The following is a 14,134-nucleotide window of genomic DNA, read 5'->3' as shown; positions in this document are numbered from 1 at the left end:
ATCAACGCGATGGGGCGGGTGTGGAGTGGGCGGACAGCAGGCGGGTGGCGGCGAGCATCAGGGCGGCGGCGATGAGCATGGCAGTGGCTGCGGTGAGCCACATCGTCGGATAGCCGGCAGCGGCGGCGAGCGGGCCGAGGGTCAGCGGGCCGAGGGCGGCACCGGCGTACACCCCGGTCTGGGTGATCGAGGTGGCGGTCCCTGGCGCCTGCGGATGCAGCTGGACCACCGCGAAGTTCATCAGCCCCGGCCAGGACCAGCCCAGGGCGAAGCCGAGCAGTACGCCGACCACCAGGGGGCCTGGGCCGGCCATCGCGAGCAGGGCCAGCCCGAACGCCCCGACGACGAGCATGCCGGCGATGACCGTGACGTGCCCACCCGAGCGGCGGTCGGCCAGCCACCCGAGACCGACCCGGGCCGTGATGCAGGCCGCGCTGCCGAGGGTCAGGGTCAGCCCGGCCAGCGCCGGTTCGAGTCCCCGATCGACGGCCGCGTCCACCACGAATGTGCCGAGCGCCCCCGCAGCCCCGGCGGCGAGCGTCGCGGCGATGCCGACCACCACCAGCGGGAACGTCCCGCGCCCGGCACCCCGCACGGACCGGCGAGCGGACTGCGCCGGCTGTGCGGGTACGGCCGGCAGGGTGGCCAGCACGGCAGCGGCAGCGGCCACGAACGCCCAGCGCCAGCCGACGGTGAGGGCGAAAACGGGCACCGCGGCTCCGGCCAGCAGGGTGGAGACCGGGATGGCGGCCTGTTTGATGCCGAACGACAGGCCTTGCCGCCGTATCGGTACGTGCCGGGCGAGCAGCACGTTGCTGGAGAGTTGGCCGAGCGCGTTCGCGGTGCCGGCCACCGCGAGCAGGCCGAGCAGCACCGGGTACGACCGGGCCAGCACCGCCACGGCGAGCAGGCAGGTGGCGGAGACGAGGATGCCGGCGCGGGCCACCACGGCTCCGCCCCAACGCTCCACCAGAGCCCCGGTCGGTACGGAGGCGAGCGCGCCCACCCCGAAGTAGGCCGCGACGACCAGCCCGAGCCCGGCGGGGGAGAAGGCCAGTTCCTCCCGCATCTGCACGGCGAGGCCACCGACCAGGAAGACCGGCAGGACGCAGGCGATGGTCACGACGACGGCCACCGCGCTGGCTCGGACCGGCCTGGTGCCGGCGTTCGGATCGGGAGGGGAGGCGGTGTCGGTCATGGTCAGCTCAACCTATGCGAGTACCGGCGCGGCGCCACGAAGTGCAACCGAGATCACTTCATGTACGCCATCCGCCTGCGTCATCCATCCGATCAGGGATTTCGCCTGGGGCCGCTTTTTCATATGGTGTAAGTCCCTGGTGGCGGAGGTGGTTGTGCGCGACCCCCTGGCGGAGCCTTCGGATCTCATCCGGAGTGTGTCCCGCGCACTTCGAGTGCTCGAAGCGGTCGGCCGTGCCCCGCGCGGGCTGACGGTGAAACAGATCGCCCGACGCTGCGAGCTGACCGTGGCCACCACATACCACCTGGTGCGGACCCTGGCCTATGAGGGATATGTGATCCGTCGGGAGGACGGCACGTACATCGTGGGCCTGGAGGTGGCCGACCGCTATCGCGAGTTGGTCGCCGCCTTCCGGGGGTCGCCTGCGGTCGGGGAGACCCTGCGCCGGGTGGCCGTCGAGACCGGCTGGAGTCACTACCTGGGCCGGTTCGTCGGCGGGCAGGTGGCGATCACCGCTGTCGCGGAGGGTGCCCGTTCGCCCTATCTGGAGGATCTCGTGCCGGGGTTCGACGAGGGGGCCCACGCGACCGCCCTCGGCAAGGCCCTGCTGGCCACCCTGACGGTCGAGCAACGCCACCGCTATCTCCGTGAGTACGGTATGCGCCCGTTCACCAGCGCCACCCTGTGCACTCCGGAGGCCTTCGAGGCCGATCTGGCGGCCGGGGAGCGTCGTGGGATGCAACTGGAACTGGGCCAGTTCCGGCAGGGGGTGGCCTGTGCCGCCGTGCTGATCGGCCCGGACAAGGACATCGAGCGGCGGACCGTACTGGCCTGCGCGCTGCCGGCCAGCGAGATGATGACCTCCGCCCGGGTGGTGCGGACGAAGCTGCTCACCGCCGCCCGGGCGATCGCCGACAGCCTGGCCACGGAGAGCTGAGCCGGCGCCCTTCCTGGCGGGAAGGCGGCGGGTGCGCTGGGGTCGGCCGCAGCCTTGACACTCCCCGCCCAACCCCAGGTTTGAGCTGCGACTGAACTCTTCGGGGTGACTGCACGTACCAACGGTCGTAACGCCGAGCCCGCTCCCGTCGAGAGCGAGGAGAGGATCATCAGCGACCACGACGCCCATCTGCTGCGCGCCCTGCATGACGAACATGCCGACGCGCTCTACGCGCACGCGTTGCGGCTGGTCAACGGCGATCGACAGCGCGCCGAGGACCTGGTTCAGGAGACGTTGCTGCGGGCCTGGCGCCACCCGGAGTCGCTGGACCCGCGTCGCGGCTCGGTACGGGCCTGGCTGTTCACGACCGCACGCAACCTGGCCATCGACTCCTGGCGACGCCGCTCCACCCGGGTTGGTGAGATCTACACCGACGAGCTTCCCGAACCGCCGGAGGTTGTCGACGAGACCGAACGTGCCGTCGAGGCGTGGACGGTGGCCGAGGCGCTCAACCGGCTCAGTCCCTCCCACCGGGACGTGCTGGTCGAATGCTTCTACCAGGGCCGCTCGGTAGCGGAGGCGGCCTCCCGGCTGGGTGTTCCGCCGGGGACGGTGAAGTCTCGCACCCACTACGCCCTGCGGTCACTACGGTTGGTGCTTGCCGAGATGGGGGTGACCGGATGAGCCGCTGCGACTTCGCCTACGACGATGGGGCGTACGTCCTGGGTGCCCTGTCTCCCGCGGACCGCGCGGCCTACGAACGCCATCTGGTCGACTGCCCGGCCTGCCAGCAGTCCGTCTCGGAGATCGCCGTGCTGCCCGGTCTGCTCGGCCGGTTGGATCCGACCAGCCTGGAGCAGTTCCTGCCGCTGCCGGAGAACCCCCGGGTGCCGGAGTTGCTCAGCGCCGCGCGGGAGCGGCGGCGCCGCGAGCGGCAGGCCAACCGCCTGCGGTACGCCGTCATCGGCCTGGCCGCTGCCGCCTTCGCCCTGGTCGTCGGCTTCGGCACGGCCACCATGCTGCCCGAACCGGCGCCGACCGGGCCGGTGGCCCAGGTGCGGATGGTGCAGATGCGTCCGGTCGCGGGTGCGGTGCCCCTGCACGCCGAGATCGGGCTCACCGGCACCAACTGGGGCACCGAGGTCACCATGACCTGTGGGTACGACGAGCGTTCCGGCTACGGCAAGGCGAACGCCTTCCGGCTGGTGGCCCACGCCGCCGACGGGTCGCAGGAGCAGATCGGCTCCTGGCTGGCCGCACCCGGGGACGACCTGCGGATCAGCGGGGCCACCCGGTTCACCAACGCCGAACTGGTCCGGTTGGAACTGATCCGGGCCGACGGCACCGTGGTGCTGGCGTACGACCTGCCCTGAGTGGGGTCAGGGGGTGCCGGCCGGGACCACCTTGGCGGGGCGCTCGCGACGGGTACGCCGGGCCTGGCGCAACCCGTCCACGGTGAAGACGATCAGGGCCAGCCAGACCAGCGCGAAGCCGGCCAGGCGGGCTGGCGGCATCGGCTCGTGGAAGATCAGCACCCCGCAGCCCAACTGGAGGATCGGAGCCACGTACTGAAGCATCCCCAGGGCGGTCAGCGGGAGCCGGTTGGCGGCTCCGGCGAACAGCAGGAGGGGGATGGCGGTCAGCGCGCCGGCCAGGACCAGCAGCAGGGTGTGCCCGGTCGAGACCTGCCCGAAGGTCGCCTCCCCGGTGGCCGCCAGCCAGCCCAGGTAGCCGAGGGCGGGCAACGCCAGCACGGCCGACTCGACGAACAGACCCTCCGCGGCAGGCAGCCCGAGCTGCTTCTTGACCAGGCTGTACCCGCCGAAGGTGAGCGCCAGGATCAACGCCAGGTACGGCAGTCGACCGTAGTCGACCGTGAGTACGGCCACCGCCAGGCCGCCGATGCCCAGCGCCAGCCACTGTCCCGGGCGCAGGCGTTCCCGCAGCACCACCACCCCCAGCAGGACCACCACCAGGGGATTGATGAAGTACCCGAGGGCGGTTTCCACCACCCGGTCGGAGTTCACCCCGTAGATGTAGGTGAACCAGTTGAACCCGATCAGGGTGGCGGCCACCCCGATGCCGGCCAGGGCGCGCGGTCGGCGCAGCAGGGCCCGCAGGAATCCGATGTTGCGCATCGCGCCGAGCAGCAGGGCGACGAAGGCCACGGACCAGATCACCCGGTGGGCGAGGATCTCCAACGGGCCGGAGGGACGGAGCAGCTTGAAGTAGAGGGGAAAGAATCCCCACATCAGGTACGCGGCGAGCCCGTAGAGATATCCGAGGCGCAGGGGTGTCACGGCTACACGGTAAGGGCCGATCTCCCCGCCTGATCCTTGCCGGTGAGCGGGCTCACTGCTGGTTGCGGCGGTCCAACTCCATCCAGCGCTCGGCCTGCACCACAGTGAAGCCGAGCTTCTGGTAGAGCCCGTGCGCATCCTGGGTGGCCAGCAGCATCCGGCGTACCCCCAGGGTGGCCAGATGGTCGCGGACCGCGCCCGCCAGCCAGGTGCCCAGGCCGCGACCTCGCTCGGTCCGGTCGACGTACACGTCACACAGGTAGCCGAAGGTGACCCGATCGGTGATCACCCTCGCCACGGCGACCTGGCGGCCGTCGACCGGCCGGTAGACCCCGAAACCGATCGAGCCGGCGAAGGCCCGGGCCACCGTCTCCTGGTCCCGTCCCAGCGCCCAGTAGGCGTCCGTGCTGAGCCAGTGGTGCACCCGGTCCAGATCCAGCCGGGCCGGATCGGTGCTGATCGTGTAGCCGTCGTCGCGGGTCAGCGTGAACACCCCTGCGACGGTAGTCCGTACCCAGGTGGGCTCCGGTAGGCAGCTCCCGCGATCTGGCCTGCACAGCGGACAGGTACCGCTCGTTTGAGCGGTACCTGTCCGGCTGGTCGGCTCGGCGCTGGCGGCCGAGGTGGGGTGGGGGTCAGTCGCGGTCGAGGATGGCGCCGAGGACCCAGGTGACGACGCCGACGAAGAGGGCACCCAGCACGGCGGCCGGCCAGAAGCCGTCCACCTCGAAGGGCAACCCGACCTGGTCGGCGATCCAACCGGTCAGCAGGAAGAGCAGACCGTTGACCACCAGGGCGATCAGGCCGAGGGTGAGCAGGTAGAAGCCACAGCCCACGGTCTTGATGATCGGCTGGAGGACCCCGTTCACCACGCCGAAGATGACCGCCACCAGGACCAGGGTCAGCACGGTCTCGCTGACCGACTCCGTGTCCAGAGAGATGCCGGGGATGATCAGGGTGGCCAGCCAGAAGGCCACCGCCGTGGCGCCGACCCGGATCAGTAGACCTTTCAGGAAATCCATGGCCGGCATGGTGTCACGACCAGGCCAGGGACGGTACCCGCGAGATCGGCTGTGCCGGTATCAGGTGCGCGACGGACGACCGATCAGTTGGGCCTCCAAGGGGGTGCCGGCGAGCAGCACCCAGCGCAGGGCCCGCCGGTTCACCACGGCCACCATGTCCGGCCGGATCCGGGTCAGCCAGTCGGCCGCCTCACCGAGCCCCAGGGCAGCCCCGGCGATCGGGGCTTCGGCCGGACTCAACGGTTGCAGCAGGGCCAGGTCGGACCGGCCCAGGGCATCCGCGTCCGCCGGGGTCAACTCGTCGCGTACCAGCAGGGTGGTCTGCCAGGCCGCACCCGGACGGGGACCGCCGGTGGGCGGCGGGGCGTCCAGGATCACCAGCAGTGGCGACAGGGGGGTGCCCGGCTCGGTCTCCACCGGCCTGCCGGGCGGAACCAGCGGGATCGTCTCACCCGGAGTGCCGACCCCGCGTACGAACGGTTGCCAGGCCTGGGGCCGGGTGGTCTGGACGACCACTCGGCAGCCAAGGGCCATCGCCCGCATGGTCAGCAGTTGGGCGGCCCGCACCCCGCCGACGATCATCACCCGGGTGCTCTCCGGCCGGAACAGCCGCACGGTGACCGGATCGCCGTGCCGGTTGGCCCCCACCACCAGGCCGGCTGAGCCGTACGGCAACTCCAACTCGGACCCGTCCCCGAGGGTGGCCGGGACCGGCGGGGCCAGTGGCAGGGTGTCCGTGAAGCCGCAGAGGTGAGCCCCGTCCAGTCGCCGCACCACCCCACCGGCCGTCGTCACCAGCCCCCGCAACGCCCGGGCGGCGGCGGAGAGTTCGGCCGGGGTTGCGGCGCTGATCCGTACGGTCAGGCCCTCGGTCGGACCCGGCTCGGCGTGCAGGGACACCGTGACCGCGGTCGCCGGCAGGGTCAACAGCCGTGGCACCAGTTGGCCTCCGCCCTCCGCGGTGGGCCACCGACGCAGTCGGAACGTGGTCTGCAACAGTCCACCGCAGCGCACGGCCTGCCAGGACTCCCTAACGGGTCGCCCGTCATGGTGGGCTAGTTCGGCGAACACCCGCAGCGCCGCCGGCTCGCCCAGCGGTCGGATCGACCACGGGCCGAAACGGCGGATGATCCGGCGGACGGTGCTGGCCAGAGTTCGCCGTAACGCCTCCTCCGACCACCCCTCCGCCCGGATCACCCGTACGGCCAGCACCCCCCGTTCCCAGCCGGCCAGCCGGCCCTGGGTCAGTTGCCGGTACGAGGTGGCGGACAGGCCGCCACCGGCACGGATCGCCGGAGCCGCCGAGGCGGACAGCACCAGCTGAATGCGTACCGGCGGAGCCTGGTCGGAGTCGGCCGGTAGCAGGGCGGCGGGCGAGGGCAGGTGCCGCCCGCCGTCGCCGAGCAGGTCGGCCCGGTCGCCGATCTCCAGCAGGGCCACCACCCCACCGGGGTCGTCGAACAGCACCGCCGAGGAGCCCGCCAGATCGGCCGGATGACGCACGGTGTCCGGGGCGACCAGATCGAGCAGGGCCGCCGGTCCCCCCGGCGTGGTGAGCGCGCGTCGCCGGGTCAGATAACCCAGCCCGATGCCCGACCACTCGTACAGCCACCGCTGACGGATCCGGCCCCAGGCGAGCAGCAGCAGGGCTGCGGCCAGCCCGGCAGCGGCCGACAGGGCTACCGGGCCCCGGCCCGAGGCGGCGACCACCACGGCCAGCGCCATCTGCGTGGTCACGACCTGTCCGGCCCGAGGCCGATGCTCTCGCCAGTGGTCCCCGCGCCCGGTGGTCGTGGCGGCAGCTTGGATGCGCTGCTCGGGCGTTCCGTCGGCCAGGGCAGGAGCAACCGTGGTCGGCAGGCTTGTCATCGCCACCGCACCCCTCCTCGGCCGGTCACCCGCCGCAACCCGGCTGCCGCCCATCGTAGTGAGTGGATGGGATCAGCGTTGTCCACAGGGGAACGGGACGGGGTAGCACAACAGCGATGGTGCCGCTACCGTCAGCGACGAGACGTCATTGGTCCGATCCCACGGCCCGCTAGCCCCTTTCGGTGCCGGTGGGTGCGTGATGTTCGCAGGGCCAGCCACGACCCAGCAGACAAGGAGATGTCGGGGTGTCCCAGACCCAGGCGCAGGCCGCGGTGATGCAGCAGACCGCGGCGAAGTTCGAGCAGACGGACCAGTCGTTGCAGTCGATGCTCAGTGGGCTGCTGACCCAACTGGAGGTTCTCCAGCAGGCCTGGCGCGGGGCCGGTGGCCGGTCGTTCGAGCAGGTGAAACAGCAGTGGGCGCAGGACCAGGCCAGTTTGCAGCGGGCGCTGCGCGAGACCGCAGGGGCGATCCGCACCGCCGGCACGCACTACGACGCCTCGGACGCCGAGGCGGCCAGCCGGGTGTCCGCCACCAACCGCGGCGGCATCCAGCTGCCGCTCTAGACCACGATCCAGGGGGATTCGATGGAGCACGGTGTGCTTGTCGTCAACTTCGCCGCGCTGCAGCAGGCCAGCGCGGACATCCAGCGGGCGTTGAACACGCTCGACTCGCAGTTGGGCCAGTTGGAACGGGACGCCGCCCCGTTGGTGGCCACCTGGTCCGGTGAGGCCCAGCAGGCGTACGAGCAGCGGCAGGCCCGCTGGCGCAACGCCTCCCAGGACCTCCAGGCGATGCTGCGTGACATCAAGCTGGCGGTGGACGAGTCGGCGGCCGACTACCTCGACACCGAGAAGAAGAACGTCGGCCTGTTCCGGTGACCACCAGCGGCGACGCCGCCCGTTCGTTCGGGCGGCGTCGCCGCGCGTCAGGCAATGGTCGAGCACGGCACCCGTCCCCGGGCGCAGGCTGTCCTGGCTCCCCGGTTGGCGGGCGCGGTGGTCGTCAGGCGGGGTGGTCGTCAGGCGGGGTCGGCGGGGCGCCAGCGGCGTCGGGCACCCCGAGGCACGATCAGGGCGGTCAGCACTATGCCGACCACCACCACAGCGCCCGTGGTGGCCAGCAGGACGGCCCGCTGTCGGGCGGCGGCTCGCCGGTTCTGCTGGGCCACCAGCGCGGGGTCGGGCTCCTCGTCGGGCAGGGCGATGACCGGGGCAGGGCGGGTGACCCGGCCGGTGGTGGTCTCGGTGACCGCCCGATACGGGTTCAGCACTCCGGCGCCGTACCCGATGCCGGGGGCCGGGTCGGCGGTGGCCTTGAGCCGGTCGGCCACCTCCAGGGCGCTCAGCTCGGGGCGGTACTCGCGCAGCAGGGCCGCCGTGGCGGCCACGAACGGCGCGGCGTAGCTGGTCCCCTCGGCCCGATGATGGCCCTGCCCGGGAGCGGCCAGCAGCAGCTCCGAGCCGGGTGCCACCAGATCCACATAGGATCCGACCTGGGAGAAGTCGGCCCGGACACCGTCCGCCCCGACCGCACCGACCCCGAGCACCCCCTCGTACGCGGCCGGATAGGGGCGGGGATCACCGCTGCCGTGCAGGTTGCCGACGGCGGCGACCACGACCACGTCCCGGGCCAGGGCGTAGCCGATCGCCTCGCGTACCGCCGGATGGTCGGCGTACAGGACCACGGACAGGTTGACCACATCGGCGCGGTTGTCCACCGCCCAGCGGATCGCCCGGGCGAAGTCGGCCGGGGCCACCGTACGACCTGCCCCCTGACCGTCCACTATCTGCTGTTCGCTGACTCGTACCGGCAGAATGCGGGCCTTCGGTGCCAGTCCCCGCAGGCCGCTTCCGTCCCTGGGTGCGGCGGCGATGATGCTCGCCACCCCGGTGCCGTGGCCGACGCAGTCACGGGTGCCGTCCCCGCCGGGATCGAGCAGGTCGGTGCCGGTGAGTACCCGGCCGGCCAACTGTGGGTGATGTCGATCCACCCCGGAGTCGACCACCGCCACGGTCACTCCCGATCCGGTAGCCAAGGAGTGCAGCCGCTCGGGTGCGTACCGCTGCTGTGGCCAGGGGACCGCGGACACCGGCCGGGCCGGCGCCAGTGGCGCCGCGCAAACCGGCGCCCTGCCGGTCGTGGCCGAGGCGACAGCCGTCCCGGCCCCGACCGCATCCGCCGCCAGCAACAGGACGGCGGTCAGACCCGCTGAAAGGGGATGCCGAGCGTACCGGGACATCGACCGCCTCCGTATCGTGTCGACACCGGAACGGGATGTTATCGCCTGGGACGAAACGGCGGTGGATCCCGGCCAGCCTTGTCATTGTGATCTTGATGTGACCTTGTAGGTTGTAACCGACACCTATGGCCTGGGCCCGGGAGGAGGGGGTGGCCGTGACCGACTGGGAGCCGGCCACCGAGGCGGAAGCTGCGCTGCGGGACGCACTAGGCAGCAATGACCAACAGCTCTATTTCCGCATCCTGTCCAGCATCGAACTGCTCCTGCCGATCTCCGCGCCGACGGGCCCCGGATCGGCGCCTGCGGGCTGGGGCACCTGGACCACCGGTGGGCGTACGCACGTCCTGGCCTTCACCTCCGTCGAGGCGATGCGGGCCTGCCTGGGCGAGTACGGCGGGTCCGCCCGCCGCACCGGCTACGCCGAACTGGCCATCGGTTGGCCGAACCACGATTGGTGGTTGGCGGTCAACCCCGGGTTGCCGATCGAGGGCTACCTGCCCGCCTGGTACGTCGCTCAGCTCTCCCGGGGTGACGTCCGGCTACCCGGGCGGACGATCGGTGCCCGAGCCAGGCTGGAGCGGGTCGAGGCGATGAGTCGGCTACGCGAATCCGGCCCGACCGCGAACACTCCGCCACCGGCCCAGCTCCGGCCTAGCCGACCGGAAACGCCTCCGCCGGTGATCCCGGCCGCCTTTCAACTCCCCGACGTCGCGGTAACCGCGCCGGGTGCGGGCACCCGAGTGCCCGGTCAACCCCCCGCCGGTCAGGCAGCGGGCTATCCCGGCGCCGGTCACCTCAGACCGAGCGTCGCCGAACCCCGGCCCGGCCTCCCGCGCCCGGACCCTGCCGGTGGCGTGCGTCCGGAGGCCACCGAGAGCCACTGGGGAGACCGCCAGGGCCACCTGACGCCGCGCCGGCCCATGCCCCCGCCCGGGGAGACACCCGGTCGACCGGTCACCCCCGAGCAGGCCGGAGCCCCGGCCAACGGTCAGGCCGCCGACCAGCAGCCCCGGCGGTCCTTCTTCGAACCGGCCTCCGGTCGAACGGCCTCCCGAAGCGAGCGGGTCACCGCACCCTCCCGGTTCTCCCGCACCGGGCAGCCCTTCCCCCGCCGTGGCTCCTCCCCGGAGTCGACTACCGACGGCACCACCCGAGCCTTCGACTTCAGCCAGGACACCCAGACCGGCGGTCTGACCCGGCCCGAGGTGAACGGCGAAGCGACCCAGCCGCTGCGGCCCCCGGCCGACCCCGCACCGGAACCCACCCAGCGTTTGTGGTCCACCGCGCCGACCGATCTGACCGGTTCGGTGCCAGGCGACCCGACCGCAGAGGCCCAGTCGCTGCCCCGCCGCCAAGCGACCGAGAGCGACGAGCAGACCCTCACGTCGGCGGCGGAGCCGGTCTCCGCCCCGCCCGCGCCCCGGCGCGGGTTCACCCCGATCGTCATAGAGGGCACCATCATCGAGGCCCGGGATCTGACTGCCGCGTCGCCCGCGCAGCAGCACCCGGAGCCCGGTACCCCCCAACGCCAGACCTCCGAAGCAGACCCGACCCTGCCCCCGACCACCGAGGCACCGCAAACGTGGCCCACCGACGCGGAACCGACGGCACCGATCCCCCCGAGGCCTGCGGAACCGACGACGACCTTCTTCCCGTCGCAGGCGGAGCGGACGACGCTCTTCCCAGCGCAGGCGGAGCGGACGGTGTCGTTGTCCCCGTCCCAGGCGGAGTCGGAGCAGGTGGATTCGACGACGACGTTGTTCCCCGCGCAGGCGGAGCAGACGGTGGCGATGTCCCCGGCGCAGGCGGACCCGACGACGCTCTTCCCGGCGCAGGCGGAGCAGACCGTGTCGTTGTCCCCGTCGCAGGCGGAGCCGGAGCAGGCGGATTCGACGACGACGCTCTTCCCGGCGCAGGCGGAGTCGACGGTGGTGATGTCCTCGTCGGGGGCGGAGCCGACGGCGCCGATCTCGTCGGTCGAGGCGGAGCCCACGGTGGCGGTTCCGGCGGTGGCGGATGAGGTGACCGCGCCGGTGCCGGCGACCGAGCCCTCACTGTTCGACCCCTCGCCCAAGGTCACCACCGAACCTGAGCCCGAGAACACCGCCGCGACGCCGACTCCGGAGCCGGCCACCGTGTCGCCAGCGGAGGAGCCCGCCCCGGCGCCGGCAGGATTCGAGCCGGCCAACGAGGTGGAGGAGGAGCTGCTCGCCGCTGCGGGGGCCGCGAAGACCGACACCTTCCTGTCGACACTGCTGCTGGCCCGGGTCCTCCTGCCGATCTCCCCGGACTCCGCTGCGGGCAGCCGTCCCGGTGACCCCGGGTACGTCTGGCCGACGGTGGAACTGGACGACCAGACCTTCGTAGTGGCCTACACCTCGCCGCAGCGACTCGCCGACCATGGCGACCAGACGGCCGAGACGATGACGGTCCGCTTCGTACAGCTGATTCGGTCCTGGCCTCAGTTGTCCTGGTCCTTCGCGGTCAATCCTGGCACCCCGGTCGGGGCGAAGCTGCCCGGCGAGCAGATCGTCGGGCTGGCCAACTGGGCGGCCGAACTCGGGCTCGGTGACGACAACGAGCCGGAACCTGGCGTCGACAAGTCGGCCGCCACCAGCAGCCCGCCGAAGGTGGCCTCCGCAGCCGACCCGACTCGACCGATCGTGATGCAGAAGGCGATCGCGCCCAGCCAACTGGGCTTCTACCTGGAACGCGGCTACGACCGGGTCTCCGGTTTCGTGCACCGGGCCACCGAACTGGCCCACCTGACCACCCCCGCCCAGCTCTACCGCGCCCTCGGTCTGCACCATGCGGAGTCACCCTTCGCGGCGGACGCCGAGGAGATCTACGTGTTGCGGTGGCCGGCGTACCGGCCGAGTCTCTACCGCATCCCCTACGGCGGGCAGAACGAGGCCGCGATGCGGGCCATGGAGGGCTGGGTGATCGAACGCCCGCCGTTCCGTGGCAACGGCTTCGCCCCCGGGGAGAGCAGCGAGGTGCTCGCCGAGTTCAAGGTGGACAGTGTCCGGCTGCCGCACGGCGCGCAACTGCTGCGCCTGGGCGCGGACGGCACCGAGCGGCTGATCGCCGTCTTCGACGCCGACACGGTCGCCTGGCGTGAGGCCGGTGCGCAGTGACCCGCGACGGCTATGTGGCCCGCTGGCGGGGCCGGGAGTACCAGGCCAGCCCGGACGGTGGTGAGGTGCGGCTGTACCAGACGGAGCCGGCTGAGGGCTTCACCGAGGTGCGGCCCGGCCGGTACCTCCGGGTGGTGCCGATGGCCGAGGTCGAAGAGTTGGCGTACGTGCGGACGACCTGCACCTGGAAGGGACAGCCCTTCATCGTGCTCGGTGAGCACGAGGGTTGGCTGCGGGTCGAGTACACCGGTGGCCGCTGGCCGGTGGCGCAGGCGCTGCGGCTGGAGGCCTTCGACTTCGGGGTCTACCAGGGGTGGGCGTCGGCCGGGGAGGTCACCGACCTGCGTGAGCAGCGGGTCTGATCACGACTTGGCCCAGCGCAGCACCTCGCCCAGCACCAGCTCCGAGGCCTCCAGGTGCGGGAAGTGGCCGACCTCGTCCAACAGCCGCCACTCGTACGGCCCGCTGACGTAGCGACTCGACCCCTGGGCGGTACGGGGTAGGGAGGCCACATCCAGTGCGCCGTGCAGTTGCAGGGTGGGTGCGACGAGCGGCCGTTGCATCAGCTTGACGAACCGGTAGCCGTGCAGCCGCAGCACCGACCGGAACGCCCAGCGGTAGCCCTCCAGCGCGCAGAACGCCGCCTGCGGGATCTGCATGGCCCGCCGGTACTGCCGGGCGTACTCGGCGAAGTCCGGGCCGGCGACCCAGCGGGGGCCACCCCAGCGGCGCAGGATCTCCTCCACCGCCCGCCCGTCATCTTTGGCCAGGACGTGTTCGTACCGGGGTAGCTGGAACTTCAGGGTGGGTGTGGAGGCGGCGAACTGCCCACGCGGATCGGCGAAGATGGCCGCCCGTAGCCGCAACGGATGCGGGGCACCGAGCACCACCAGTCGGCGTACCAGGGTGGGGTGGAAGGACGCCACCGTCCAGGCCACCATGCCCCCGGCCCCGGTCCCGACCACGGTCGCCGAGCGTTCCCCCAGTGCCCTGATCGTCCCGGCGACGTCGGCGGCGAGGGTGTATCCGTCGTACCCCCGGGGTGGTTTGTCGCTGGCGCCGTAGCCGCGCAGGTCTACCGCGACCGCGCGGAAACCGGCGTCGGCGACCATGGGGAGCATCCGGTGCCAGGCCCACCAGTGCTCGGGGAAGCCGTGCAGGAAGAGCACCATCGGACCGGTGCCCGCCTCCACGACGTGGAACCGGCTGCCGTTCGCGCCGACGAACCGGTGCGTCCACGGCCCCTCGGTGAGGACGCAGGACTCGTCGATGGCTCCGCCACGCTGCTCGGTCATGTCCGACAGCCTAGGACCCCGACGCTGGTAGGCCCCTGCGACGGCGTGCGTGGTGTCCGGCGCGACCCCCGCCGGGTGAAGGGCGATGCCCCGGGCAGGTGAGCTGCCCGGGGCATCGTGTGGTCGTGCGGTCA

At 71.9% G+C, this 14,134-nt stretch carries 14 protein-coding genes; 7 read left to right on the top strand and 7 right to left on the bottom strand.

The window, feature by feature from the left end:
* Position 1: 1 nt before the first annotated feature.
* Positions 2-1,198 carry an MFS transporter gene (locus tag ABZ795_RS06235; protein WP_357529356.1) on the bottom strand — a complete coding sequence of 399 codons (1,197 nt, stop codon included), beginning with the start codon at positions 1,196-1,198 and terminating at the stop codon, positions 2-4.
* Between the two features lie 154 nt (positions 1,199-1,352).
* Here ABZ795_RS06235 and ABZ795_RS06230 point away from each other — a divergent pair, with 154 nt between their 5' ends.
* From ABZ795_RS06230 to ABZ795_RS06220, 3 genes are all read left to right on the top strand, one after another.
* Positions 1,353-2,135 (top strand): helix-turn-helix domain-containing protein, encoded by a 783-nt coding sequence (locus ABZ795_RS06230; protein ID WP_327027311.1) that lies wholly within the window; start codon positions 1,353-1,355, stop codon positions 2,133-2,135.
* A gap of 168 nt (positions 2,136-2,303) precedes the next feature.
* On the top strand, positions 2,304-2,819 hold the full coding sequence (locus ABZ795_RS06225; protein WP_357529676.1) for a sigma-70 family RNA polymerase sigma factor: 516 nt from the start codon (positions 2,304-2,306) through the stop codon (positions 2,817-2,819).
* A complete protein-coding gene (locus ABZ795_RS06220; protein WP_357529354.1) occupies positions 2,816-3,508 on the top strand; it encodes a zf-HC2 domain-containing protein in 693 nt (230 codons plus the stop codon). The genes ABZ795_RS06225 and ABZ795_RS06220 overlap by 4 nt, the downstream gene beginning before the upstream one ends.
* A 6-nt stretch (positions 3,509-3,514) precedes the next feature.
* On the opposite strand, the gene rarD is transcribed toward ABZ795_RS06220, so the two are convergent.
* The 4 genes from rarD to eccE all read right to left on the bottom strand — a co-directional run bounded on the left by rarD (position 3,515) and on the right by eccE (position 7,326).
* On the bottom strand, positions 3,515-4,435 hold the full coding sequence (rarD, locus tag ABZ795_RS06215; RefSeq protein WP_327023216.1) for an EamA family transporter RarD: 921 nt from the start codon (positions 4,433-4,435) through the stop codon (positions 3,515-3,517).
* Between the two features lie 52 nt (positions 4,436-4,487).
* A complete protein-coding gene (locus ABZ795_RS06210; protein ID WP_357529352.1) occupies positions 4,488-4,928 on the bottom strand; it encodes a GNAT family N-acetyltransferase in 441 nt (146 codons plus the stop codon).
* Positions 4,929-5,070: 142 nt separating this feature from the next.
* A complete protein-coding gene (locus tag ABZ795_RS06205) occupies positions 5,071-5,457 on the bottom strand; it encodes a phage holin family protein (RefSeq protein ID WP_357529350.1) in 387 nt (128 codons plus the stop codon).
* A gap of 60 nt (positions 5,458-5,517) precedes the next feature.
* Positions 5,518-7,326 carry a type VII secretion protein EccE gene (eccE, locus tag ABZ795_RS06200; protein WP_357529675.1) on the bottom strand — a complete coding sequence of 603 codons (1,809 nt, stop codon included), beginning with the start codon at positions 7,324-7,326 and terminating at the stop codon, positions 5,518-5,520.
* A 245-nt stretch (positions 7,327-7,571) separates the two neighbouring features.
* Between eccE and ABZ795_RS06195 the strand changes: the two genes are divergently transcribed.
* Both ABZ795_RS06195 and ABZ795_RS06190 read left to right on the top strand, forming a co-directional pair.
* Positions 7,572-7,892 carry a WXG100 family type VII secretion target gene (locus tag ABZ795_RS06195; protein WP_327023213.1) on the top strand — a complete coding sequence of 107 codons (321 nt, stop codon included), beginning with the start codon at positions 7,572-7,574 and terminating at the stop codon, positions 7,890-7,892.
* 21 nt (positions 7,893-7,913) lie between these two features.
* Positions 7,914-8,207: a WXG100 family type VII secretion target gene (locus ABZ795_RS06190; RefSeq protein WP_327023212.1), complete on the top strand. Its 294-nt coding sequence runs from the start codon at positions 7,914-7,916 to the stop codon at positions 8,205-8,207.
* A gap of 140 nt (positions 8,208-8,347) precedes the next feature.
* On the opposite strand, the gene mycP is transcribed toward ABZ795_RS06190, so the two are convergent.
* Positions 8,348-9,568 (bottom strand): type VII secretion-associated serine protease mycosin, encoded by a 1,221-nt coding sequence (mycP, locus tag ABZ795_RS06185; RefSeq protein ID WP_357529347.1) that lies wholly within the window; start codon positions 9,566-9,568, stop codon positions 8,348-8,350.
* 155 nt (positions 9,569-9,723) lie between these two features.
* Here mycP and ABZ795_RS06180 point away from each other — a divergent pair, with 155 nt between their 5' ends.
* Together ABZ795_RS06180 and ABZ795_RS06175 are read left to right on the top strand one after the other, a co-directional pair.
* On the top strand, positions 9,724-12,705 hold the full coding sequence (locus tag ABZ795_RS06180; RefSeq protein WP_357529674.1) for an SseB family protein: 2,982 nt from the start codon (positions 9,724-9,726) through the stop codon (positions 12,703-12,705).
* Positions 12,702-13,067, top strand: coding sequence for a hypothetical protein (locus ABZ795_RS06175; RefSeq protein ID WP_357529345.1), 366 nt, complete (start codon positions 12,702-12,704; stop codon positions 13,065-13,067). Before ABZ795_RS06180 ends, ABZ795_RS06175 begins: the two co-directional genes overlap by 4 nt.
* Here ABZ795_RS06175 and ABZ795_RS06170 read toward each other — a convergent pair whose 3' ends face one another.
* Complete coding sequence (locus ABZ795_RS06170; protein WP_357529343.1) at positions 13,068-14,000, bottom strand: alpha/beta hydrolase; 933 nt, start codon at positions 13,998-14,000, stop codon at positions 13,068-13,070. It lies immediately after the preceding gene.
* Positions 14,001-14,134: the final 134 nt, after the last annotated feature.

Source organism: Micromonospora sp. NPDC047134, assembly GCF_040643455.1.
In the GTDB taxonomy this organism is placed as follows: Bacteria; Actinomycetota; Actinomycetes; order Mycobacteriales; family Micromonosporaceae; genus Micromonospora.
This window is presented reverse-complemented; position numbering and strand designations above follow the sequence as displayed.

What these genes read in the sequence shown, in the direction of transcription:
- ABZ795_RS06220 (WP_357529354.1), top strand. Translation starts at nt 2,816, where the DNA reads ATGAGCCGCTGCGACTTCGCCTACGACGATGGGGCGTACGTCCTGGGT.
- ABZ795_RS06235 (WP_357529356.1), bottom strand. Translation starts at nt 1,198, where the DNA reads ATGACCGACACCGCCTCCCCTCCCGATCCGAACGCCGGCACCAGGCCG.
- mycP (WP_357529347.1), bottom strand. Translation starts at nt 9,568, where the DNA reads ATGTCCCGGTACGCTCGGCATCCCCTTTCAGCGGGTCTGACCGCCGTC.
- ABZ795_RS06190 (WP_327023212.1), top strand. Translation starts at nt 7,914, where the DNA reads ATGGAGCACGGTGTGCTTGTCGTCAACTTCGCCGCGCTGCAGCAGGCC.
- ABZ795_RS06205 (WP_357529350.1), bottom strand. Translation starts at nt 5,457, where the DNA reads ATGGATTTCCTGAAAGGTCTACTGATCCGGGTCGGCGCCACGGCGGTG.
- ABZ795_RS06170 (WP_357529343.1), bottom strand. Translation starts at nt 14,000, where the DNA reads ATGACCGAGCAGCGTGGCGGAGCCATCGACGAGTCCTGCGTCCTCACC.
- eccE (WP_357529675.1), bottom strand. Translation starts at nt 7,326, where the DNA reads ATGACAAGCCTGCCGACCACGGTTGCTCCTGCCCTGGCCGACGGAACG.